Source organism: Synechococcus sp. Tobar12-5m-g, from assembly GCF_024345415.1.
GTDB lineage: Bacteria > Cyanobacteriota > Cyanobacteriia > PCC-6307 > Cyanobiaceae > Regnicoccus.
In genome coordinates this window covers 1-22697 of record NZ_JAGQBB010000033.1, presented here as the reverse complement: position 1 = coordinate 22697, position 22697 = coordinate 1, and the positions used below count along the sequence as shown (strand labels likewise).

Genomic DNA, 22697 nt, shown 5'->3' with positions numbered 1-22697 from the left:
CTGGCTACCTCGGTATCTGGGGATCTATAACAGCCACAGGTGCCACATGGCTCTTGGTGGCCTCACCCCTCAGCAGTCCTTACAGCGGCTGCTGATCGCTGAATGACCTGGTGAGAAAACACACTTAAGTATCTGTGGACACCCCCACAATTCTCTTAGGTGCCACTTGTTGTGCCCTTTGCCTGTGGTGCCTGAGTGCCACCGATCCCTCTTGGATGCCTCTCAAAGGGCAGGATTCAAGGAATCTCAACCAGGTGCTGGAGCAGCATCCGCCGGAGGCGGTGGAGGTGTAGGGGGAGCCACGACGGCCGCGGTTTCCGTTGCTCTGCACCGGCCACGCTGGGGGTCGCCATCAACCTCCTGCCATGACCGCCCCTCGGACTCTCCGCCATGCCCGTGCCGCTTCGGTGGGAGCGGCCCTGTTCCTGACGGGTCTTTCCCAGCCGGCCTCGGCCCTGCAGCAGATCCAGCTCAAGGAGCTCACCAGCACCAGCAAGCTGTTTGATGGCAACAGCGATCTGGCGGAGCTGGACCGGGCGACCAACGGGGCCATCGGCCGCAAGCTGGTGGACCTCTTCAATGCCCCCCTGCCACTGCAGACCAAGGCCGTCGTCAACCAGGCGGCGGGCTCTCCCATGCTCAGCCAGGCGCTGATGCTGCTCTCCTCCCTCGGTGGCGTCGAAGGCCTGCCGGGAAACCTGATTGACGAGAAGATTTCCAGGGCCCTCGATAGCGCGGCGGCCAAGGGGCCACTCACGATGCTGACCGTGCTGCCAGGCGTTGTCGGGCCAGACGGCCTCGGTGGACCTGAATCGGGCCCTGTTAGCGGTGCAGCGGCTGGCCGAACAGCAAGAGCCGGCGGACACCCTGCTGGCGGCCCTGCCCCCGTGAGCGTGGATGCAACCCTCAGCCAGCCGTGCCCGTTGATGGTGCAGCGGCGTGAGACCAAGATCCCTGTGACCTATCGCTACGCGGCCCTGCGGCTGGTGCTGATCTCCCACGGCCTCTGGGACAGCCCTGCCCGCTTCGAGGGCTGGGGCCGCCACCTGGCCAGCCATGGCTCACCGTGCTGTTGCCGTACCACCCAGGCAGCGACCAGAGCCAGCAGCAGCTGGCCATGCTCTCGGGCAAAGTGCCCCCCTGGGTCCCGCCGAACTGCGCCTGAGGCCCCTCGACATCTCGGCCCTGACCGATGCAGCGGCAGCGGGCAAACTGGGACTGCCTCCGCGCCTGCCCACCGATTCCGCGGTGGTGCTGGGCCAGTCCTGGGGGGCCACCACCGTCCTGCAGCTGCCCGGTGCCCAGCCCAGTTCAGTCCTGCTGTTGTGATGCTGGCCTGATCCCTTCCTTCAGCGGCAGCCCTGCACGGAAATGCGGTAGCTGAAACCGAGGGCGTTGGGGTCATCACTGGCGCCCACCTTGAAATTCATCTGGCTGGCCTGTTTGCCGGGAATCGCCGGGAACGGGCCGAACATTCGGCCCGTGCCGATTGGGGGATTCATCGCCTCGTTGATCACTTGAAGGTTGGAGCCATCGCTGAACTTCATGAAGCCGCTCACGGGATACATGGCCCCGGCGTCAGAGGAATTGGCGGTGAAGAAGAACTTGAAGCTGCTGTAGGGCTGATTCACGATGAAGTCGGTGTTCCAGTTGGTCTTGCCCAGCAACTTGCCGCGGCCCACCTGCTTGCTGACGATCGGCGTGGTTCCGTCACCGCCGATCGGCTGGAGGAAGGTGCAGCGCTGGGCGGCGAGGGTTGCGCCGCCACTGAGCAGGAGTGAGGCCGCCAGGGGGAGCAGCACGGTCGCGTTCATCGGAAGCCCACAGAAACCGCTGAATCGTAGGGAAGGATTCGCCGGCCTCCTGCTGCGATCGAATGGGCTCCTGGGCGGGGGAGAGCCGGATCGGAGATCATGGAACGATTCCGCCCCCCGCCCCGTGCGAGTCCCCCGACAGCCCTCCCACCCTTCCGCCCTGGTGGCGGCGGCGTTGCTGGTGGGTGTTCCCTTCCTGCCCCAGCCGGCAGCCGCCCTCGAGCAGATCGATCTGCTCCTGCCGCTGCTGGAGACCACCTTCACGATCAAGCTCTCCGAACTTCAGAACCCCGGCGGACTGCTCACCGGCAGCAGTGATCTGGCCGAGCTGGATCAGGCCACCAACGGGGGCGTCGGACGAAGGCTGGTGGAGTTCTTCAACTACCCCCTGCCGCTGCAGACCAAGGCGGTGGTGGGCAAGGTGGAGGACACGGCGCTGTTCAACCAGGCCCTGTTGCTGGTTTCGGCCATCGGCGGCATCGACGGACTGCCCGCCAATCTCGATGGTCAGCAGCTCTCCGATGTGCTTGATCGTGCCGCTGCCAAGGGGCCCCTCACCATGCTCACCGTGCTGAAGGCCCTGCCGGGCCAAACGGCCTCGGTGGATCTGGAGCTGGCCCTGTTCGCCGCGCGGCGCCTGGCCAGTCAGCAGCAACCGGCGGACCGCCTGATCACCGCCACCCCTGCGGCGGGCGTGAATCCAGCCCTCAGCAACCCCGGCCCCCTTCCGGTGGAGAGGCGGGAGACAAGCCTGGTGGTGAGCCACCGCCCCGAACCGCTGCGCCTGGTGGTGATCAGCCCGGGCCGGCAGGCCAACGGCCGCCTGGTGCTGATCTCCCATGGCCTCTGGGACAGCCCCTTGAGCTTCGAGGGCTGGGCGAAGCATCTGGCCAGCCACGGCTACACCGTGCTGATGCCCTTCCATCCCGGCAGCGATCAATCCCAGCAACAGGCCATGCTCTCCGGCAAGGCGCCACCGCCGGGCCCGGCCGAGCTCAAGCTCCGGCCCCTCGACATCTCCTCCCTGATCGATGGGGTGGCGGCCGGCAAGCTGGGGCTGCCAGCTGGCCTCAACACGGATTTCGTGTCGGTGCTCGGTCAATCCTGGGGGGCCACCACCGTTCTGCAGCTGGCCGGTGCCCAGCCCAGCGCTGTGCGGCTGAACGAGCGCTGTCAGGACGTCAAGGACCCCTCCCGCAACCTCAGCTGGGTGTTGCAGTGCAGTTTCATCAGTGCTGCCGATAGCGCCAGCCTGGCCGATCCCCGGGTCAAGGCGGCGGTGGCGGTCAGCCCACCGATGTCGCTGCTGTTCAACACCGGTGCCGGCCGGGCCATGAATGGCCGGGTGTTGCTTGTCAGCGGCAGCCGCGACTGGGTGGTGCCGCCTGGGCCGGAGGCGATCACGCCCATGCAGGCGAATGCCAGGGCTGGGGGCGGCGGCCATCGTCTCGTGCTGGCCAAGGGCGGCGATCACTTCAACCTCGGTTCTCTTTACGCCGAAGACGGCGGTGTCCTGCGGGGCCTGCTGCTGGCCTGGGTGAATGGCGCCTTCGCCGCCGGCGCCGCCGCGGCCCCGGGGCCGAATGCGCCGGACCTGCTTCCGGCCACCGGCTGGGGCAGTGCCACCCTCCCGCTGGTTGATGTGACCGGGGGATTGAAGGGGGCACCCTGATCCGTCCCGTCGCGCCGTCCTGGTGTGGGCCTCTACCTCCTCCATCTCCACCTCCACGGCCTGTTTCGGGGCGAGAACCTCGAGCTGGGACGGGATCCCGACACCGGTGGCCAGACCACCTACGTGTTGGAGCTGGTTCGCGGCCTGGCGGCCCGGCCGGAGCTGGAGCGGGTCGAGGTGATCACCCGGCGGATCCAGGAGCGTCGCGTCGCGTCCGACTATGGCCTGGTGGTGGAATCGATCGGTCCGAGGGCCACGATCCGACGCCTGCCCTTCGGGCCGAAGCGCTACCTCCGCAAAGAACTGCTCTGGCCCCACCTCGATGAGCTGGCCGATGCCCTGGCCGAAGACCTGCTGCATCAGCCCCGTCTGCCGGACTGGATCCATGCCCACTACGCCGATGCGGGCTATGTCGGGGCTCTGCTGCACCGCCGGCTGGGGGTTCCGCTGGTGTTCACGGCCCACTCCCTGGGTCGGGAGAAGCGGCGACGGCTGATCGCCGCGGGCCTTGATCCCCTGCAGATCGAGCAGCAGTTCGCCATGGAGCGCCGCATCGACGCCGAGGAACTGGCCCTGGCCCATTGCCAGCTGGTGGTCACCAGCACGGAACAGGAGGCGACGGGGCAATACGCCCGCTATGGCCATTTCCACCCCGAACTCGCCCAGGTGATCCCCCCGGGGGTGGATGCCCTTGCCTTTCACCCCCGCCCGCCCCCCACCGCCCCCGGTAACGAGGAGCAGGCCAGCGATGCCGCGGACGATGCCGAAGACGCAGACGTCGCAGCGCTGATGGCTCCTTTCCTGCGGGAACCGGAGCGACCTCCGGTTCTGGCCATCTGCCGCGCCGACCACCGCAAGAACATCCCGGCCCTGATTGAGGTGTTCGGCCGCTCGGAGCTGCTGCGTCGCCGGCACAACCTGGTGCTGGTGCTGGGCTGCCGCGAGGATCCCCGCCAGCTGGAGAAGCAACAGCGGGAGCTGTTCCAGCAGGTGTTCGAGCGGATCGATCGCTTCGATCTCTATGGCGTGGTGGCTTACCCGAAGCAGCACCGGCGCCACCAGGTTCCCGCCATCTACCGCTGGGCCGCCCAGCGGCGCGGTGTCTTCGTCAATCCGGCCCTGACCGAGCCTTTCGGCCTCACCCTGCTGGAGGCGGCGGCCTGCGGTCTGCCGCTGGTGGCGACCGACGACGGGGGCCCGCGCGACATCCTGGCCCGCTGCGCCAACGGCCTGCTCGTCGATGTCTCCGATCTCGATGCCTTGCAGGAGGCGGTGGAAACAGCCGCTTCCGACCCGGTGCGCTGGCAGCAATGGAGCGATCGCGGCATCCGGGCGATCCGCCGCCATTACACCTGGGATGCCCATGTCAGCCGCTACCTGGCCGCCGCCGGCGCCATGGCCCAGGCTCCTCTGCCGCTGCGGTTGCCGCTCTGGTTTCCGCGCCCCGCTCCTTCCCAGCTCCAGGCTTCGCCCTTGGGCGAGTGCTTGCTGCTCCTCGATCTCGATGGTTTCGAGGCGGACACCGATGTGGATGGGCTGGATCAGTTGCGCCGGCGGATGGTCGAGGATCCGCGCTTTGGCATCGGTCTGGTCAGTGGCCGGTCGTTCGAATCGGTTCAGCGCCGTGCCCACGACCTTCAGCTCATCGGCATCACCCTCTGGATCACCGAGTCGGGCACCGAGATCCACACCAGTGAGGCAGGCGAGTGGCGCCATGACGCCACCTGGCGGGACCAGATCGGCCGCCGCTGGAACCGCCAGGGGGTGGAGGACGCCATGGCTGCCCTCGCCCCGCGGCTGCGCCTGCAGGGCCCGGCCGAGCAAGGCGCCTACAAGGTGAGCTATCACCTGCAGGAGCCGGTTCAGGGGCTGTTGCCGCTGGTGCGGCAACAGTTGAGGAGCCTGCGGCTGGCGGCCCGTCCCCATTTGTTCCGCGGCTGGTACCTGGATGTGCTGCCCCTGACGGCATCCAAGGCGGAGGCGATGCGTTACGCCGCCCTGCGCTGGGCCCTGCCCCTCAACCGGATCCTGGTGGCGGCCCGCCAGCAGGGGGATGGCGAGGTGCTGCGGGGGCTTCCGCTCGGCGTCGTGCCGGTGAACCACGACCCGGAGCTGGAGGCTCTGCGCGGTCATCGCCGTATCTTCTTCAGCAGTCGCCCCAATCTGTGGGGCGTGCTGGAGGGCCTGGAACACCACCGGCTGATTGGCCGCTGATGCCCGGGTGGTCCTGGACGGCCAGGCTCAGGGCGTCGGCTCTGGGCTCTGTTGGCCGGCGTAGCGGCTGTTGAGATCGGGCATCCAGTAGCTCAGGTCGCCATGCCAATAGAGCCGCCCCCCCAGGCGCTTGGTGCTCAGCTTGGTGGAGCCCATGGCCGTGAGCAGGGCGCCCAGCTCGACCGGCGAGAGGTCGGTGTGGATGTCCTTACCGGCGGTGGCCAGCAGGGAGGGCAGCTTGGCGACGGTGCCCGGTTGGGCGATGGTGCGGAACACCTCCCGCAGCACCAGTTGCTGGCGTTCCATGCGGCCCAGGTCGCCGAGTTCGTCGTTGCGGTAACGGAGGAAGCCTTCCAGGTCCTTGCCTTTGAGCAGCTGGGGGCCCGGGTAGAGGTCGATGTACAGACCCTGGCGGCCATCGACGTAGACCATCCGCTTGGGAACATCGATCTCAACGCCGCCGAGGGCCTCGGCCAGGTTCTGCACGGCCTCGATGTTGATGATCAGATACCGGTCGATCTTCTCCGAGAGCAGGCTGGAGAGTTCCTGCTTCACCTCGTTCACCCCGCCCACCGCGTAGAGGGCGTTGGCCTTGAGGATACCGAACGCCTCCGATTCGATGAAGGTGTCCCGCGGAACCTGGGTGATCTCGGTGGTGCCGTCCTTGAGCTGGACGGTGAACATCACATCGGTGCTGCCGCTGATCTGGTCGGTGCCCATCACCAGAATGCGACGCTGCTCCAGCCCGAGAGGATCCACCAGGGAGCTCAGGGATGGAGCCACATGCTGCAAACCAGCCAGACCCGACGCGAGCAGCCGGGGCAGGGGACCGGCCAGGCCGTAGCCGAGGCCGAGGCCACAGCAGAAGCCGATCAGCAGGGAGCGGCGGGAGAGTGGTTGGCGTTGTTTGGCGCCGTCGGGTGATTCCGGTGGGGGCGGTGCACTCCTGCGTCGCTTCTCCAGGTCAGAAACGGTGGCGGGGCGATTGTTCGCGGTGCGACTGGGGCGACGACGGGGTTGGGCCTGGGCCATGGAGGTTCCTGCTGGTCGCACCATAAAACCCAAATCCAGCCCAGGCCAGCTCAGGTCAGACCCCTCCCATCACCGTCACCCGGCTGGCGGCCCGGGATCATGCTGCCTGGCCAGGCCTGCTAGAAGTCCCATTCAACCCACCCCGCCGCAACGCCCGCCCGTGTTGATCCCCACCACGGCCTACCTGGCCTTCTCCACGGCCGGTGATGGGGCCAACGGCCTGCCGTTCGGCTGGGATGTGGCCGGCCTGCAGCGGGGGGTGCTGATTTACCTGGGGCTTTCGTCGCTGGCCTTCGTGCTGGTGTGGGGGCTGGGCTTCCTGCGCCGCTCCTGAGCCCGCCGCGGTCAGGGTTCGGCGATCAGGTCGAGCTGCCGTACCGGGGGCTCCTCACTGATGAAGCCGTAGGACGCGAAGACCCCCTCGTCGGGATGGGTGATGTGCTGCCCGTCGCTGTGACGTTCCAGCACGAAGCCCTCGCCGGCCATCCGCCGCATCAGGGCGGCCGCTTCCTCGAACCGTGCGGCCATCGCCGCCAGGCTGGCGCAATCGGCCGTGAGCCCTTTTTCCTGCCAGGTGAAGTAAGCCATGGCTCCAGCTTGCCTGGAAATCAGGGAAGCAGCAGGAGCCCGATCACCACCAGCAGCAGGCTGACTGCCCAGAAGCCGACCACCACCCGCTGCTCCGGCTGACCGGCCAGCTCGAAATGGTGATGCAGCGGGGCCATCCGGAACAGGCGACGACCCTGGCCATCTGGCCCCTTGGTGGCCTTGAACACCCACACCTGCAGGATCACCGAAACGGATTCGGCCAGGAACACCCCGCCCATCAGCAACAGGGGCCAGAGGCTGTTGCTGAGCAGGGCGACCGCGCTGAGGGCCGCTCCCATGGCCAGGGAGCCGGTGTCGCCCATGAACACCCTGGCCGGATGGCGGTTGTGGGCCAGGAATCCAAGCCAGGCGCCGGCCATGGCGGCGCAGAACCCGGCCAGGGCGGGATCGCCGAGGTGGCCCCTCAGCATCAATTGCAGGGCCAATCCGCAGAACACCACCGCACCGCAGCCAGCCGCCAGGCCGTCGAGGCCGTCGGTGAGGTTGGTGGCGTTGCTCTCGGCCAGAAACACGAACAGGCCGAGGGGAAGGATCAGCAGCCCGAGCGGCAGGGCCAGGCCGAACGGCAAGGCCACGCTGCCGCCGATCCAGTCGTTCCAGGCCGCCACCGCCAGGAAGATCCCCGCGGCGAGGGACTGGAGCAGAAGCTTGCCCCTGGGGCTGAGGCCGGTGTTGGTGCGACGGGTGAGGCTGCGCCAGTCGTCGATGCCGCCGATCGCCAGGAAGGCGAGGGTGATGGCGGCCACCGCCAGGAGGCGCGGGTCGGCGGGGGCGATCAGGCCCCCCACGATCACACCCACCGGCACCACCAGCAGCCCACCCATCGTGGGCGTGCCGGCCTTGCCGTGGTGGGCCTGGGGGCCCTCCTGGCGGATCACCTGGCCCAGCTTCAGGGACCGCAGTTTCGGCACGCCCCAGCGGCACAACGCCCAGCTCAGCAGCGCCGCCACCAGCAAGGCGGGCGTGAGCTGGGGGGCTCTCGCCAGGCCGTCACTGATCAGGCAGGCGCCGAGCACAACGAGTCCGAGCCAGATGGCCGCTGATCGGCCAGCCGCCAAGGCGGCCGCGGGAACCTGCAGGGATCGGCTCACGGGGGATCAGTCTTCCCAGTTTTCTTCGGAAGGCTCGTCGGCGGGAATGTACTCCTCCTTCTCACCCATCAGGGCCGAGAGTTCCTCCTCCTCCACCGTGCTCACGTCGGGAGCGGCGGTTTCCTCATCGGCCACCAAGCGGCCGCTGGTTTCAAGCCAGCTGAGCAGGTCGGGCTCATCGCGCAGGGGCAGCACCGGGGCGGGCTCATCCCGCCGGTAGCGGGTCAGGGAGGGATTGATGCTGTCGAGGGTGCTCATGGACGGCCTTAGGGCAGGCGAAGCCAGCGAAGCGCCGGGCACGCCAATCGATCAACATAAACCAGCTCCCCTTGACTCCCCGCCGTGACCTGGGCAAAGCCCGCTCAGCTGCTGATCGCCTGGGGGGTGGCTCTGCTGCTCAGCGGGTTGCTGGTGCTGGCCGGCGAGCGCTGGCCCGAACCCCTCCCGATCCGGCCGCTGTTGCTCTGGAGCCTGGTGCTGGGGCCCCCTGGCCTGCTGGCCCTCTGGCTGGCGTCCCGCTGGCGCCGCTGCGGCGGCGGCGAGGGACAATCCTCCAACGGAACCCATGAACAGGCTTGAGCGGATGGCAGAGGAGCAATGGGCCCAGCGGGGTCCCCGGGCCAAAAAGGTGGTGCTGGCCTACTCCGGCGGCGTCGACACCAGTGTCTGCATTCCCTACCTGCGCCAGGAGTGGGGTGTGGAGGAGGTGATCACCTTCGCGGCCGACCTGGGTCAGGGTGATGAGCTCGAGCCGATCCGGCTCAAGGCCCTCGAAGCCGGTGCCAGCCAGTCGATCGTGGGGGATCTGATCGAGCCGTTCATCACCGAGTTCGCTTTCCCCGCCATCCGGGCCAATGCCCTCTACGAGGGCCGCTATCCCCTCTCCACCGCCCTGGCCCGCCCGCTGATCGCCCGGGAGCTGGTGGCGGTGGCCCGCCGGGTGGGCGCTGATGCGGTGGCCCACGGCTGCACCGGCAAGGGCAACGACCAGGTGCGCTTCGACGTGGCGATCGGCTGCCTGGCCCCGGAACTCAAGGTGCTCACGCCTGCCCGCGAATGGGGCATGAGCCGGGAGGCAACGATCGCCTACGGCGAACGCTGCGGCATGGCGGCGCCGGTGAGCAAGGCCAACCCCTATTCGATCGATCTGAACCTGCTGGGTCGCAGCATCGAAGCGGGGCCCCTGGAGGATCCGATGGTGGAGCCGCCCGAGGAGGTGTTCGCGATGACCCGCTCGATCGCGGCGGCGCCGGAGGAGCCCCAGGTGGTGGAGATCGGCTTCGAGCGGGGAAATCCGTTGAGCATCGACGGGGTGCGGCTCGATCCGGTCAGCCTGATCCGCCAGGCCAATGCCCTGGCCGGCCGCCATGGCTTCGGTCGGCTCGACATGATCGAGAACCGGGTAGTGGGGATCAAGTCGCGGGAGATCTACGAAACCCCCGGCCTGCTGCTGCTGATTCGGGCCCATCAGGAGCTGGAGAGCCTCACCCTGGCCGCCGATGTGCTGCGCTACAAGCGCCAGATCGAGGCCAGCTGGGCGGATCTCGTCTACCAGGGCCTCTGGTTCGGCCCGCTCAAGGCCGCCCTCGACGGCTTCCTCGATGCCACCCAGGTCACGGTGAACGGCATCGTGCGGATTCGCCTCCACAAGGGCAATGCCACCGTGATCGGGCGCTCCTCGCCCGACAGCCTCTATGTGCCAACGATGGCCACCTACGGAAGCGATGATCGCTTCGATCATCGCGCTGCAGAAGGTTTCATCACCATCTGGGGTCTGCCGGCCCGCCTCTGGGCTGCGGCGCGCAAGGGCTAGGGGGAAGCTTTGGGGGCCTTGGTGGCCGGTTTGGCCGCGGGTGCCGCCGGCGGCCTGAAGCTGATCCAGACCAGTTCGTCGATCCGTCCGAGCACCTTCGGGCGGCCGGCTCCCTGGCGGACGGTGAGCAGATCGGGCCGGCCTGCCAGCACCTGGAGCCCCTGGCCCAGGGGGAGCATTTTCTCTCCTTTGAGCATGCCTTCGTAGACCCGTTGCCGGCTCAGGGTTCGGACCTCAACCCAGTTGGGCCCGGAGCTGTTCAGCACCAGCAGGCTCGGCGCGGGCTTGGGCGGCGCTGGCTTGGCTTCCGTTGGTTTGGTTGGGCTTGGTTGGGTCTGGCTTGTGCTGGCTGGTGGCCTGGCCATGGAGGCTGGAGGGGAGGCTTGCCCTTTCAGGCTCTGACGCACCGTTCCAAGGACTGCGCCGAGGGCAACGAAACCGAGCAGAACGGCCAGCCCCTTGGCGGCCATGGCGGCAGGAAGGGCCTGAATGAGCCCTGGGCTCGGACGAGGAGGGCTTGGTCGTGGAGGATCCGGTCGGAGAGGCTCTGGGGGGGTGGGAGCCGTGGCCGGCGCGGCCGGCTTCAGGGCGGAGGGCGGCGGTGGCGGTGACTGCCGCCCAGCCCCCTTGACGATGTCGCGCAGGGACTGGTTTTCCCTGGACAGCAGTTGCTGCTGGAGAAGAAAGGGTTGCTGCCGCTGCTGATACTTGCGCTCGAAGATGTCGGGCAACTCCCCCAGCAAGGCCTCGTAGTCGGCCAGTTGGCTGCGAACCTGCTCCAGTTCCTGGCGGGTGGCGCTCAGCTGACCCTGCACAGCCTGGAGCTGGTCCTCGGCCTGCTGATTCCCTGCGGAGCTGGACTGGTCGGCTTTGCTCAAGTTCCGATCACTGGAAGCCCCCATCCCATCATTGGTGAATGGGCGGCTTGCTGGCTGTCGCCTGTGAACTCACTGGGAATTGGCTGGGAATCTGGGCGCTTGGCCTGGCCTGATCGCCGTCAGGCCTCAACGGCAATCGCCGGGGTGGACTCGGGCTCGGCGGTGCCCGCCGCGTTGCGCGGCGCCGGCAGGGGGCCGTCCTGTTTGACGGTGAGGTAGCGGATCACGTCTTCACTGAGGCGCATGGCCCGCTCCAGGGCCGCCACCTGCTGGCCATCGCCGTTGTGGTTGAGCTGGACGTAGATGCCTTCGCGATGCTTGGCGATCGGATAGGCCAGCCGGCGTTTGCCGCGCATCTGCGTGTCAAGCACCTCGGCACCGGCCTCAATCACCAGGTCGCGGTACTTGTTGACATGGCCTTCGACTTCTTCCTCCGCGATGTCCGGGCGAAGGATGTACATCGTTTCGTAGTAGGGCTGCTGCGACATGACGGGCGGAAACCTCCGTGACGGGCTCGGGTGAGGCCGGCGACCCAGGGGCTGCCAGCGACGGATTCAACACCCTATCGCGCCGAAGGATTGCTTCAGTAGAGCTGGATCCGCACCGCTTCCGACACCGTCGGGATGTCGGGCTCCTTGCCCCGGATGCATTGCACGGCGGCAAACAGCACCAGCAGCAACGTGCCGAGGAACACCGTGTTGCTGAGGGTGCGCAGGGCAAAGCCGCCCGCCAGCGGGGCGAGCAGCACCCGGAAGGCCAGGGACAGCAGGATCAGCACGATGTCCAGCAGGATCGCCTGGAGCACGTTGAAGCGGATGAAGTAGGGCACCCGCTGGTTGCGCACCACCCCTAGAAACAGCGCCAGGAACAGCAGGAAGCCGCCAAACGGCACCAGCCGCTGCAGGGTGAGCAGCGGCAAGGCCGGAAGGGCCAACAACTGCAGGAACGGAAAGAGCCCGAACAGCGACTCGCCGAACAACACCCCGTCACTCCACGGCAACAGGTAGGCCAGCAGAGCCAGCAGCCGTTGCCAAAAGGGAATCTGCATCGTGGCGGGCTTGGTCTCCCAAGGTTAGGGGGCCTGCTCCAGCTGGCCGAGCGCCGCCCGCCGCATCGCCTCCAAGGGGATGGGAGTCCCGCCGGTGGCGGCGGCCGTCCAGAGCCGCAGGGCCGCGGCCCCCTGCTGCACCAGCATCTCCAGCCCATCCACAGGCCGGCAGCCGCGCCGGCCGGCCTCCCGCAGCAGACGGGTCGGCCGTGGCGTGTAGATCAGGTCGTAGACGAGGGCTCCCGGTTGCAGTGCCTCCAGTTCCAGCGGCCCCAGCGGGCAGGCTGCCGCGCCGCTGGGGCCGGCGGCCATGCCCACCGGGGTGGTGTTGACCACCAGATCGGCCCTGCCCAAAGCCGCCACGAGCGCCTTGGATTCCCAGGCCAGGCCCCGCAGCTGCGGCGCCCAGGCCCGGCAGTCCGCCACGAAGGACTCCCGGCGCCGCGGGTCGCGGGCGGCCAGCTCGATCACCTCCAGCTTCCGCTCCACCAGGCCGGCCACCACCGCCCGGGCGCTGCCGCCGCAGCCAAGCACCAAGGCCCTGGGCCCCGTCGGCTCGCCTTGCAGCGGTGCCAGGAAGCCCTCCCCATCGGTGTTGGTGCCCAGCCAGCCGCCCTCGGCCCGCCTCACGAGCGTGTTCACCGCCCCCAGCCGCCGGGCCAGGGGCGTGAGCTCGGTGGCCAGGGCCGCCGCCGCCTGCTTGTGGGGCAGGGTGACGTTGAGGCCGCGGCAGTCCACCGCCTCCAGGCCCTTCAGCACCGCTTCCAGATCCGCCGCCGCCACCGGCAGGGCCAGGTAGATCCAGTCGAGGCCCAGCTCCCGCAGGGCCGCATTGTGCATGGCGGGCGAGAGCGAATGGCGCACCGGGTCGCCGAGCACCCCCACCAGGGCCGTGCGGCCGGAAATCGAGACAGACATCGAACCTCGCCCTGCGCCCCAGCCGATCGGCGGCACCGTAGGGGCGGATCGGCGCTTGAAGGCCCCTGCCCGTACGGCACGGTTCGGAAACCACCCCTCGCCTGCTCAGGCCCCTGCTGCTGAGGATGCGTCAGGAAGAACTCATTCGTTTCAGGAGGTAAGAACCCATGGGCAAGGTTGTCGGCATTGATCTGGGCACCACGAACAGCTGCGTGGCGGTGATGGAGGGCGGCAAGCCCACGGTGATCGCCAACGCCGAAGGCTTCCGCACCACCCCTTCGGTGGTCGCCTACACCAAGAACCAGGACAAGTTGGTGGGCCAGATCGCCAAGCGCCAGGCGGTGATGAACCCGGAGAACACCTTCTATTCGGTGAAGCGCTTCATTGGCCGCCGAGTCGACGAGGTGAACGAGGAATCGAAGGAGGTGAGCTATGGCGTTGAGAAGGCCGGCGCCAACGTCAAGGTGAAGTGCCCGGTGCTCAACAAGCAGTTCGCCCCCGAGGAGGTGTCGGCCGAGGTGCTGCGCAAGCTGGCCGAGGACGCCGGCAAGTATCTGGGTGAAACCGTCACCCAGGCGGTGATCACCGTGCCCGCCTACTTCAACGACTCCCAGCGCCAGGCCACCAAGGACGCCGGCAAGATCGCCGGACTCGAGGTGCTTCGGATCATCAACGAGCCCACCGCGGCCGCGCTCGCCTACGGCCTCGATCGCAAGAGCAACGAGCGGATCCTGGTCTTCGACCTGGGCGGCGGCACCTTCGACGTCTCGGTGCTGGAGGTGGGCGATGGCGTGTTCGAGGTGCTCTCCACCAGCGGCGACACCCACCTGGGCGGCGATGACTTCGACAAGGTGATCGTCGATTACCTGGCCGACAGTTTCAAGAGCAACGAAGGCATCGATCTGCGCCAGGACAAGCAGGCCCTGCAACGCCTCACCGAAGCGGCCGAGAAGGCCAAGATCGAGCTCTCAAGCGCCACCCAGAGCGAGATCAACCTGCCCTTCATCACGGCCACTCCAGAGGGGCCCAAGCACCTCGATCTCACTCTCACCCGGGCCAAGTTCGAGGAGCTGGCCTCCAAGCTCATCGACCGCTGCCGCGTGCCGGTGGAACAGGCGCTCAAGGACGCCAAGCTCGCCGCTTCCGAGCTCGATGAGGTGGTGATGGTGGGCGGCTCCACCCGCATCCCCGCGGTGCTGGAGCTGGTCAAGCGCGTCACCGGCAAGGACCCCAACCAGACGGTGAACCCTGATGAGGTGGTGGCCGTCGGCGCCGCCATCCAGGGCGGTGTGCTCGCCGGTGAGGTGAAGGACATCCTGCTGCTGGATGTCACGCCGCTCTCTTTGGGCGTCGAAACCCTCGGCGGCGTGATGACCAAGATGATCACCCGCAACACCACGATCCCCACCAAGAAGGCCGAGACCTACTCCACCGCCGTGGATGGTCAGACCAACGTGGAGATCCACGTGCTCCAGGGTGAGCGGGAGCTGGCCTCGGACAACAAGAGCCTCGGCACCTTCCGCCTCGACGGAATCCCCCCTTCCCCCCGCGGCGTTCCCCAGATCGAAGTCACCTTCGACATCGACGCCAACGGCATCCTGAGCGTGACGGCGAAGGACAAGGGCAGCGGCAAGGAGCAGAGCATTTCGATCACCGGCGCCTCCACCCTCAGTGAGAACGAGGTGGAGAAGATGGTCAAGGATGCCGAGACCAACGCCACCGCCGACAAGGAGAAGCGTGAGCGCATCGACCTGAAGAACCAGGCCGAAACCCTCGTCTACCAGGCCGAAAAGCAACTCGGCGAACTGGGTGACAAAGTGAACGCCGAGGACAAGGGCAAGGTGGAGGGCTTCTCCACCCAGCTCAAGGAGGCGATCGCCCAGGAGGACTACCCCACGATCAAAACCGTGCTGGAACAACTCCAGCAGGCCCTCTATGCTGCCGGTGCCTCCGTGTACCAGCAGGCAGGGGCGGCGGGGGCCGATGGATCCGCCGCCAACGGCGCCGGAACCAACGGATCGTCGGCCGGCACGGCCGGTGCGGCCGAGGATGTGATCGACGCTGAGTTCACCGAGAGCAAGTAAACCCGAGTCAGCGACCCGGCTGCACTCTTCGCTTAGAGCCCCCCACTCGGGGGGCTTTTTTATGGCCAGGCGTTGGCTCCGGCCTCGATCTGACCGGCCACCCATTCCGCGCTGGCGGGTGCCAGCAGCACGCCATTGCGGTAGTGCCCGGTTGCGAGCACCAGCCCCGGTTCGAGCAGTTCCAGCAGGGGGGCCGGGCGGCCGATCGGCCTGGCCCTCAGGCCCTGCCAGCGGCGCAGCTCCCGCGCCTGCTCCAGCCAGGGCGGCGCCTCCCCTCCGAGACGGCTCATGCGGAGGAGCTCGCCGGGGTTGGCCTTGCTGCCGGGCTCCAGGCTGGCCCCCAACCAGAAGCGGCCCCCGGGTTGGGGCACCAGGTTCCAGCCCCGCCACACCAGGCTGCCGGGCCAGTTCGGCTCCGGGTCCGTTGGAACTTGCAGCTCCAGGGCCTGGCCCAGCACCGGCTCAAGCCCCCAGCTGTGGCCCAGGGGCTGCAGCAGGGCCGTGCTGGCCAGTCCCGCCGCCAGCACCACCCAGGGGACAACCAGCTGGTCGCCGCCGCCGAGAAGGAGCCGCCAGCCCGCGGGCCGCCGCCCCAGTCGGACGACCCGCTCAGCCAGCACCTGCAGCCCCCGCCGCAGGCCATCGGCCCGGAGGGCGCCCATGGCCGCCAACGGATCGAGCTGGCCATCGCAGGGGGAGAACAGCCCGGCCTCGGCGCGTACGGGCACGGCCGGCTGCAGCGATTGGAGGACGTTGCGATCCCAGAGCTCCAGGGCCATGCCAAGCCGTTGCCGGGACTCCGCCAGGCGCTCCAGTCGCCGGTGCTCGTCGGCATCGGCGGCCAGCACCAGCAGGCCGGCTCGGAATGGGATCGGCTCACCGGCCACCGCCAATTCCCGGCGCCACTGGCTCCAGAGCTGGAGCGAGCGCTGCCGCAAGCGCCAGCCCCTGCCGCTGTTGCGCCGATACACCTGGCCCATGAGCACGCCGAGGGCGGCCCCGCTGCCGGCTCCCTCGGGCTGGGAGCCATGGACCCCGGGGTCGACCACGGTGACGGCGTGGCCACGACTTTGCAGCAGCCAGGCGGTGGCAAGGCCAACGATTCCGCCGCCGATCACCACGACCGTCTGGGGGTTGCAGGTCAGCTCAGGGAGCCCGCCCAGGTGATTCTCGGCGGTGGTCTGGGTCAGGCGATGCCGTCGGCATGGAGCACTTCGCCATAGGTGCCGAAGCCGCTGGCCACCTTGATGTAGGCCTTGCGCAGCCGCTCGCCGTCCTGGAGCCTGGCGGCCTCATCGAGCTCGGCCAGGGCACCTTTGAGCTGGTTGGCCAGTTTGGTGGCCCCGGCCTGGTCGGCGGGGAGCAGCCGCTGGTTGATGTAGAGCATCTGACGCCCCACCTCCTGCATCGGCCCGTGGATCAGGTTGCGGGTGAACACCCAGTTGCGTTCGTTGACCAGCTCGGCCAGCTCGGGCAGCCGCTCCTTGGCGGCCAGGAAACCTTCAGCCTGACGCTGGATGATCGCCAGGTCGGCCGCGCTGATCGTGGGAGGTTTGGCTTCTCCGCCGCCACAGGCCGTGAGCCCGACCGAGAGCACCAGGGTCAGGCAGAGCAACGCGAGGCGCTGCAGGGCAGGGCGGAGCGCGGAAACCAGCTGGGCGGCCATGGGGGGAGGAACAGGCGTTCGAGACTGTAGGTCTGCCATCCTTCCTTCCCGGCGGCGGCCGCAACGATCGAGGAGTTCCAAGGTGTTGGCCCGGAAGTGGTGGCGGGCACAATGCCCCTGTGCCTGTCTCCAGCGGCGCGATGTGTATCCCCACGGCGATCCTGCAGGTGATTGGCCCCGACCGCCCTGGCCTGGTCAGCGAACTCTCGGGCTGGGTCGCCGCCAACGGTGGAAACATCCGCCATGCGGACCATCCACCGATGCCGGGGCCGGGGCCTGTTCCTCAGCCGGATCGAGTGGGAGCTCGGGGGCTTCCGCTTGGCCCGCCAGGACCATTGCCTGGTGGACCTGCTCTGGCGCACCCGCTCTGGCGAATTGCCGATGCGGGTGCTGCTCGTGGTCTCGAACCATGCCGCGCTCCAGGCGCTGGCCGTGAGCAATGGTGCCCGCTTCGTGCACCTGCCCGTGACACCCTCAACCAAGGAGGCCATCGAGGTTACCCAGCTTGCGCTGCTGAGGGAGCAGGGCATCGAGCTGGTGGTCCTGGCCAAGTACATGCAGGTGCTCAGCCCATCCTTCCTGGCCCAGTTCCCGCCGGTGATCAACATCCACCATTCCTTCCTGCCGGCCTTCCAAGGGGCCCAGCCCTACCACCGGGCCTGGGAGCGGGGCGTCAAACTGATCGGCGCCACCGCCCACTACGCGACTGATGACCTCGATGGGGGACCGATCATCGAGCAGGCCACCGTGCCGGTGAGCTATCGGGATGAGGTGGAGGACCTGATCCGCAAGGGGCGTGACACCGAGCGGCTGGCGCTGGCCCGGGCCCTGCGGCTGCACCTGCGCCGTCAGGTGATGGTCTATCGGGGCCGCACCGCGGTGTTCTCCTGACCATGCCGCGCTCGCAGAGGTTGGGGCCGTGTTGAGCCCTCGCGCCCTCTTCCCGCTCGACGCTGCCCGCCCTGGGGCCGCCGCACCCCTCGGCTGGCGCTGCTTTCAGCTCGGGGTGTTCGTCCTGCCCAGCAGCGCCCTGATCGCTGGGGTGCTGTTGCTCGTGGCGCTGGTGCTCGGGAGCCAGCATCGCCGTCCGCCCCTGGCCGATCGGGCCAATGGGGTGCTGCTGCTGGTGGCCGGACTGATGGTGCTGGGCTGCGGTTTCGCCACCAGCGGCTGGCTGGCCTGGGTGGGGCTTGCCAACTGGCTGCCGTTCTTCTGGGCTTTCTGGGGATTCCAGCCCTATCTGGCCACTCCCGCCGCCCGCCGCCGGGTGGCGCTCTGGCTGGTGGCCGGCACGGTGCCTGTGATTCTCACTGGCCTGGGCCAGCTCTGGTGGGGCTGGAGCGGTCCGTTACAGGCGCTGGGGGGGGCGATCATCTGGCACCTCAAGCCGGGGGGCAATCCCCCCGGACGGCTTTCGGGCCTGTTCGATTACGCCAACATCGCCGGTTCCTGGCTCGCCCTGGCCTGGCCCCTGGCGCTGGCGGCCGTGCTTCAGCCGCAGCAGGGCTGGAAAAGGCGCCTGCCTGCCCTGGCGATCGCGGCTTCCCTGGTCGGGGCGCTGTACCTCACCGATTCCCGCAACGCCTGGGGCGCCCTGCTGCTGGCCCTGCCGATCGTGGCCGGGCCCGGGGCCTGCCAGTGGCTGCTGCCGGTGCTGCTGCTGCTGCTGATTCCGGTGGCGCTGGCCAGCCTGCCGGGGGTGGCGCCGTTCCTGCAGCAGCCCGCCCGCGACCTGGTTCCGCAGGCGATCTGGGGACGGTTGAGCGACCTGGAGTTTGCTGGCCACCGGCCCCTGGCGATCACCCGGATCAGCCAGTGGGGCGTGGCCCTCGGCCTGGTGGCGGAGCGCCCCTGGCTGGGCTGGGGGGCGGCGGCCTTCAGCGTGATCTACCCCTTGCGCACCGGCCACTGGCACGGCCACCCCCACAACCTGCCGATCGATCTGGCCGTGAGCCATGGCCTGCCGGTGGCGCTGCTGCTGGTGGGGCTGATCCTGGTTCTGCTGATCCGGGCAGCGATCAGGGGCATGGCGGCCGGGCGCTTGTTCGATCGGGCCTGGTGGGCCTCGGCCCTGGTGCTGGTGGCGCTCCACGCCACTGACATGCCCCTCTATGACAGCCGGATCAACATTGCCGGCTGGATCCTGTTCGCCGGCATCCGCGCCTTTCTGCTCAACCCGCCGATGCTGCCGCAACCGCCGGGCCCGCCGCCGTGAGTGCGTCCTGGCGGTGCCTGGCCAGGGTGCTGCGCTGCAGGGGCCCTTCCAGGTGGTTCCAGGGCAGCACCCGATCGCTGTCCCAACGGCCGTGGATCACCTCCTGCCAGGACGGCGGCGGCAGCGCGCCAGACCCAGCGGCCAAGGCGTCGCGGTAGGCGGCCTTCCAGCCCCCCAGCTGATCGTGGCGGCCCCGCACGGCGGCGATCACCGGAGCCAGGCGCCGGTCACTGCGGGAGATCAGGGCCTGGACCACGCTCCAGCCGTAGCTCTCCGGCCGCAGCTCGATGCCCTTGGGCTGGAGCCGGCGGGCCAGCCGCTTGAGCCGCTTCTCCGCTTCGGGGCGCACCCCCTCCCACTGGAACGGGGTGTGGGCCTTGGGCACGAAGGTGCTCACCCCCAGGCTGAGTTTCAGCCCCGGGGTGGCTGTCTTGAGGGCCAGCAGCAGGTCGGCGGTCGCTTCAATGTCGGCGTCGTCCTCGGTGGGCAGGCCCGCCATGCCGTAGAGCTTCAGGCCGGTGAGGCCGCCCTCTTTGGCATGGCGGGCGGCGGCGAAGATCTCCTCCTCCGAAAGCTTCTTGTTCACCACCTGGCGCATCCGCTCGCTGCCGCTTTCGATCGCGATCGTCAGCGATTTGCTGCCGCGCCTGGCCAGGATCCGTCCCAGCTGGGGCGTGACGGTGGCGGCCCGCACCGAACTCACGCTCACCCGGGTGCCGTCGAAGCGGTCGCCATCCAACCAGGTGAGCAGGTCGTCGAACTGGGGGTGCTGGGTGACGGAGGCCCCCAGCAACCCCAGCCGCTGGGTGGCGGCCAGGCCCTTCTCCACCGCCGGGATCAGGCCGTCCTCGAGCGAGGGGGTGCGGAAGGGCAGGGTGAGGTAGCTGGCCAGGCAGAAGCGGCACAGCTCCGGGCAACTGCGCACCACCTCCACCATGTGGATCGAGGGCCAGGCCGCCTCCGGGGTGATCACGGTGGAATGGCTGAGGGTGTTGCCACGCCAGGTCTGTTTGGCAACCGTGGCCGGAATGCCTCCCTCAATCGGCTCGACGCCCAGCAGCTCCCCTTCGCTGCCGTAGCGAGGGGCATAAAGGGACGGCACATAGATTCCCGGCACGCGGGCCAGGGCCCTGAGCCGCTCGGCCCTCGGGGCGCCGCGCCGGGCCTGAACGGCATCGATGAAGGCGGGCAGCAGCAGCTCACCGTCCCCCAGCAGCACCGCGTCGAAGAAGGGGGCCAGGGGTTCGGGGTTGGCGGTGAGCACCGGACCGCCGCCGAAGACGATCGGGTCGCCGTCGCTCCGCTCGTGGCTCCAGAGGGGAATGCGCTGTTGCTCCAGCAGATCCAGCAGCACCGGCCCATCCAGCTCCCAGCTCAGGGAGAGGCCAAACAGATCGAGGTCGGCCCCGCGACCCCGCTGGCCCCCATGGGGCGGATCGCCCTGGTCGGTGAACAGCCGCCGCACATCCACATCAACGCGGCTGGCCAGGCTGGCCCACACCACCTGGTAGCCCAGGCTGGTGATGCCCACCGAATAGGTGCTCGGAAAGGCCAGCACCGCCCGCAGGGCGCCGAGAGCTGGCTGGGCGGGCTCGAACAGCAGGGTTTCCTGGTTCAGGGGTGGAGATGCCGGCCGGGAAGTGGTCAGTCTGGGGGGTGAGCGGGCGGGGGGCCTGGGAACCCTGCTTGGTAGGACAGCTCCTCCGTCGTCATGACCCATGACCCTCGCCCACCTGGTTTGATCCAGCGCTACAGAGAAGAACTTCAGGTGCGGCACTACGCCCGCCGCACCGTGAAGAGCTATGTGCTTTGGCTGAGGCGTTTCCTGCGCTTCCACGGCCTGCGCCATCCACGGGAGATGGGCAGCGCCGAGGTGAACGCTTTCCTGAGCCATTTGGCGGTGGCGCTTCAGGTGAGCGCCTCCACCCAGAACCAAGCCCTGGCGGCGCTGTTGTTTCTTTATCGCGAGCTGCTGCAGCAGGACCTCGAGCTGGAGGGGGTGGTGAGGGCCCGCACCCGTCAGCGGCTCCCGGTGGTGCTGAGCCGGGAGGAGGTCCGGGCGGTGAGGGACCAGCTGGAAGGGACTCCGTCGCTGGTGGTGGGGCTGCTCTACGGAAGTGGATTGCGGCTGATGGAGGCCTTACGGCTGAGGGTGAAGGATGTGGACGTCGCCCGACATGAATTGCTCGTCCGGGACGGTAAGGGTGGCAAGGATCGGATCACGCTCCTGCCTCAGAGCCTGATCGCAGGGCTGCAGTGCCACCTGGAGACGGCCAAGCAACAGCATCAGCGCGATCTGGAGGCCGGCTGGGGCAGGGTCGTGCTGCCCGGAGCCTTGGCCAGAAAGTATCTGAGGGCGGATCGGAAATGGGCCTGGCAGTGGGTGTTTCCACAGGTTCGGCGATGGCAGGATTCTGCTACCGGGCATGAAGGACGGCATCATCTGGATCCTTCAGTGATCCAAAAGGCTGTCAAACAGGCATTGGCCGCTGCGGGCGTGAGCAAGGCAGCGAGTTGTCATACGTTCCGCCACTCCTTTGCCACCCACCTGCTTGAGGGGGGCCAGGACATCCGCACGATCCAGGAGTTGCTGGGCCACCGTGATGTGAGCACCACGATGATCTACACCCACGTTCTCAACCGTGGCCCCCTGGGTGTGCGGAGCCCGGCCGACTGAATGTATCGCGCCGAACAGTGGTTTGCAGACCTGCAAACTTGGTCAGTGGCTTGGGGTGAGACGGCAGAGTTGCTGGGAGAGTTAGGGTTTCAGAGGTTTTGCTGAAATGACTACCGTGATCAGCGGAAAGGAGATGCTGCTCGGAGATGGTTTGCAGAACTGTCGAAGAAGAAGTTCGGCAGGCAAATGCCAAAACTAAAACCAGCCAAACTGTCAGGCATCATCGTCGCCAACAATCTCTTCTTCATGGAAGTCTTCATCCCCTCTTCCGTCGATAAGATCACTAAACCTTAGAAGCTCCCTACGTAAGTCCACTGAGGCATTGTCAAATGCAAGTCGAGAATCGAGAATGTCTTGAATAAGACTTCTTTGTAGATCTAAAGATGCTGGAAATGCAATTTCGACAGCCTCAAAATCGGCCACTTGCGTCCGGCGCCGATTGCTGTGGCCAGTAGTAATCGCCCTGAAGGCTCTCTGATAGTAGCGTGTTCTGAGTAGAAGCTGAAAAAAATTCAGGCAAAGCCTATTGTCTGTAATCTCGTAGATTGGGAATTCCTTTGTTACCAGAGCGCCGTTAAAGTCGGCAGGCACAATCGCAACGCAACCCTTCCATAGGTCAATGGAAGAAAAGACAACGTCATTGGTACCTGCAGCGAACCAGTCGCCTGGGCTGACAGTTTCGAAATATTCACCAATCCAAGAAGGTGGATTATTACCTTTGCCTGCGGCACGAGCCCTAATTTCGCCAGTTTGTGCAATCGTCATCACAGTGTAAACACGGTCTGGATCAAAGGCAGCAATAGGTTCTAGCCTACGTCGCATAAGACTCCCAATCCTTTCCCTAAGGAAGCTCTGGACAACACGTCCGCATAGCCAGTCGCGGTCCACCAATTGTTCGGATTGGACTATTTCAGCAGAGATCAGGCTGGAATGAGCCTGATCTCACCATGTTTGGGGACTGGCCCG

The 22697-nt window shown here is 67.5% G+C and carries 22 protein-coding genes and 1 pseudogene; 10 read left to right on the top strand and 13 right to left on the bottom strand.

Going from position 1 to position 22697, the window contains the following annotated elements; translation table 11 throughout:
• The first annotated feature begins 365 nt into the window (after window positions 1-365).
• Window positions 366-1340 (top strand): hypothetical protein, encoded by a 975-nt coding sequence (locus KBY66_RS14670; protein ID WP_255090355.1) that lies wholly within the window; start codon window positions 366-368, stop codon window positions 1338-1340.
• A 9-nt stretch (window positions 1341-1349) separates the two neighbouring features.
• Here the strand turns inward: KBY66_RS14670 and KBY66_RS14665 are convergent, their stop codons facing one another.
• Window positions 1350-1814: a hypothetical protein gene (locus KBY66_RS14665; RefSeq protein ID WP_255090354.1), complete on the bottom strand. Its 465-nt coding sequence runs from the start codon at window positions 1812-1814 to the stop codon at window positions 1350-1352.
• A gap of 124 nt (window positions 1815-1938) precedes the next feature.
• On the opposite strand from KBY66_RS14665, the gene KBY66_RS14660 reads away from it, so the two are divergent.
• Window positions 1939-3486, top strand: a complete 1548-nt coding sequence (locus KBY66_RS14660) for an alpha/beta hydrolase family protein (protein ID WP_255090353.1) — start codon at window positions 1939-1941, stop codon at window positions 3484-3486.
• Between the two features lie 24 nt (window positions 3487-3510).
• Window positions 3511-5700: an HAD family hydrolase gene (locus KBY66_RS14655; protein ID WP_255090352.1), complete on the top strand. Its 2190-nt coding sequence runs from the start codon at window positions 3511-3513 to the stop codon at window positions 5698-5700.
• A gap of 27 nt (window positions 5701-5727) precedes the next feature.
• Here KBY66_RS14655 and KBY66_RS14650 read toward each other — a convergent pair whose 3' ends face one another.
• Window positions 5728-6732, bottom strand: a complete 1005-nt coding sequence (locus tag KBY66_RS14650) for an LCP family protein (protein WP_255090351.1) — start codon at window positions 6730-6732, stop codon at window positions 5728-5730.
• A gap of 160 nt (window positions 6733-6892) precedes the next feature.
• Between KBY66_RS14650 and KBY66_RS14645 the strand changes: the two genes are divergently transcribed.
• Window positions 6893-7066: a cytochrome B6 gene (locus KBY66_RS14645; RefSeq protein WP_255090350.1), complete on the top strand. Its 174-nt coding sequence runs from the start codon at window positions 6893-6895 to the stop codon at window positions 7064-7066.
• Window positions 7067-7077: 11 nt separating this feature from the next.
• Here the strand turns inward: KBY66_RS14645 and KBY66_RS14640 are convergent, their stop codons facing one another.
• Genes KBY66_RS14640 through KBY66_RS14630 form a run of 3 tightly spaced genes read right to left on the bottom strand, consistent with a single transcriptional unit; the run spans window position 7078 to window position 8690 of the window.
• On the bottom strand, window positions 7078-7320 hold the full coding sequence (locus KBY66_RS14640; RefSeq protein ID WP_255090349.1) for a hypothetical protein: 243 nt from the start codon (window positions 7318-7320) through the stop codon (window positions 7078-7080).
• A 20-nt stretch (window positions 7321-7340) separates the two neighbouring features.
• Window positions 7341-8420 carry a phospho-N-acetylmuramoyl-pentapeptide-transferase gene (mraY, locus tag KBY66_RS14635; protein ID WP_399225654.1) on the bottom strand — a complete coding sequence of 360 codons (1080 nt, stop codon included), beginning with the start codon at window positions 8418-8420 and terminating at the stop codon, window positions 7341-7343.
• 18 nt (window positions 8421-8438) lie between these two features.
• Entirely contained in the window at window positions 8439-8690 is a 252-nt protein-coding gene (locus KBY66_RS14630) for a DUF3134 domain-containing protein (RefSeq protein ID WP_255090348.1), read from the bottom strand.
• Between the two features lie 84 nt (window positions 8691-8774).
• On the opposite strand from KBY66_RS14630, the gene KBY66_RS14625 reads away from it, so the two are divergent.
• The gene (locus tag KBY66_RS14625) at window positions 8775-9011 is read left to right on the top strand and encodes a hypothetical protein (RefSeq protein ID WP_255090347.1); all 237 of its coding nucleotides are present in this window, start codon (window positions 8775-8777) and stop codon (window positions 9009-9011) included.
• A 4-nt stretch (window positions 9012-9015) separates the two neighbouring features.
• Entirely contained in the window at window positions 9016-10245 is a 1230-nt protein-coding gene (locus tag KBY66_RS14620) for an argininosuccinate synthase (RefSeq protein WP_255090357.1), read from the top strand.
• Here the strand turns inward: KBY66_RS14620 and KBY66_RS14615 are convergent.
• From KBY66_RS14615 to KBY66_RS14600, 4 genes are all read right to left on the bottom strand, one after another.
• Window positions 10242-11123: a hypothetical protein gene (locus KBY66_RS14615; RefSeq protein ID WP_255090346.1), complete on the bottom strand. Its 882-nt coding sequence runs from the start codon at window positions 11121-11123 to the stop codon at window positions 10242-10244. The genes KBY66_RS14620 and KBY66_RS14615 overlap by 4 nt on opposite strands.
• Before the next feature lie 119 nt (window positions 11124-11242).
• The gene (gene rpsF, locus KBY66_RS14610; protein ID WP_255090345.1) at window positions 11243-11611 is read right to left on the bottom strand and encodes a 30S ribosomal protein S6; all 369 of its coding nucleotides are present in this window, start codon (window positions 11609-11611) and stop codon (window positions 11243-11245) included.
• 95 nt (window positions 11612-11706) lie between these two features.
• Entirely contained in the window at window positions 11707-12171 is a 465-nt protein-coding gene (locus KBY66_RS14605) for a Tic20 family protein (RefSeq protein WP_255090344.1), read from the bottom strand.
• A 24-nt stretch (window positions 12172-12195) separates the two neighbouring features.
• Window positions 12196-13089 (bottom strand): shikimate dehydrogenase, encoded by an 894-nt coding sequence (locus KBY66_RS14600; protein WP_255090343.1) that lies wholly within the window; start codon window positions 13087-13089, stop codon window positions 12196-12198.
• 167 nt (window positions 13090-13256) lie between these two features.
• Here KBY66_RS14600 and dnaK point away from each other — a divergent pair, with 167 nt between their 5' ends.
• Complete coding sequence (gene dnaK / locus KBY66_RS14595; protein WP_255090342.1) at window positions 13257-15173, top strand: molecular chaperone DnaK; 1917 nt, start codon at window positions 13257-13259, stop codon at window positions 15171-15173.
• A 59-nt stretch (window positions 15174-15232) separates the two neighbouring features.
• Here the strand turns inward: dnaK and KBY66_RS14590 are convergent, their stop codons facing one another.
• Together KBY66_RS14590 and psbQ are read right to left on the bottom strand one after the other, a co-directional pair.
• The gene (locus KBY66_RS14590; RefSeq protein WP_255090341.1) at window positions 15233-16294 is read right to left on the bottom strand and encodes an NAD(P)/FAD-dependent oxidoreductase; all 1062 of its coding nucleotides are present in this window, start codon (window positions 16292-16294) and stop codon (window positions 15233-15235) included.
• Between the two features lie 65 nt (window positions 16295-16359).
• Window positions 16360-16839 carry a photosystem II protein PsbQ gene (psbQ, locus tag KBY66_RS14585; RefSeq protein ID WP_255090340.1) on the bottom strand — a complete coding sequence of 160 codons (480 nt, stop codon included), beginning with the start codon at window positions 16837-16839 and terminating at the stop codon, window positions 16360-16362.
• A gap of 140 nt (window positions 16840-16979) precedes the next feature.
• Between psbQ and KBY66_RS14580 the strand changes: the two are divergent.
• Window positions 16980-17730, top strand: a pseudogene (locus KBY66_RS14580) (formyltetrahydrofolate deformylase).
• A 28-nt stretch (window positions 17731-17758) separates the two neighbouring features.
• A complete protein-coding gene (locus tag KBY66_RS14575) occupies window positions 17759-19054 on the top strand; it encodes an O-antigen ligase family protein (protein ID WP_255090339.1) in 1296 nt (431 codons plus the stop codon).
• Here the strand turns inward: KBY66_RS14575 and KBY66_RS14570 are convergent.
• A complete protein-coding gene (locus KBY66_RS14570; RefSeq protein ID WP_255090356.1) occupies window positions 19011-20612 on the bottom strand; it encodes a B12-binding domain-containing radical SAM protein in 1602 nt (533 codons plus the stop codon). The genes KBY66_RS14575 and KBY66_RS14570 overlap by 44 nt on opposite strands.
• 153 nt (window positions 20613-20765) lie before the next feature.
• On the opposite strand from KBY66_RS14570, the gene KBY66_RS14565 reads away from it, so the two are divergent.
• Window positions 20766-21731: an integron integrase gene (locus KBY66_RS14565; RefSeq protein WP_255090338.1), complete on the top strand. Its 966-nt coding sequence runs from the start codon at window positions 20766-20768 to the stop codon at window positions 21729-21731.
• A 213-nt stretch (window positions 21732-21944) separates the two neighbouring features.
• Here KBY66_RS14565 and KBY66_RS14560 read toward each other — a convergent pair whose 3' ends face one another.
• Window positions 21945-22496 carry a hypothetical protein gene (locus tag KBY66_RS14560; RefSeq protein WP_255090337.1) on the bottom strand — a complete coding sequence of 184 codons (552 nt, stop codon included), beginning with the start codon at window positions 22494-22496 and terminating at the stop codon, window positions 21945-21947.
• Window positions 22497-22697 lie beyond the last annotated feature (201 nt).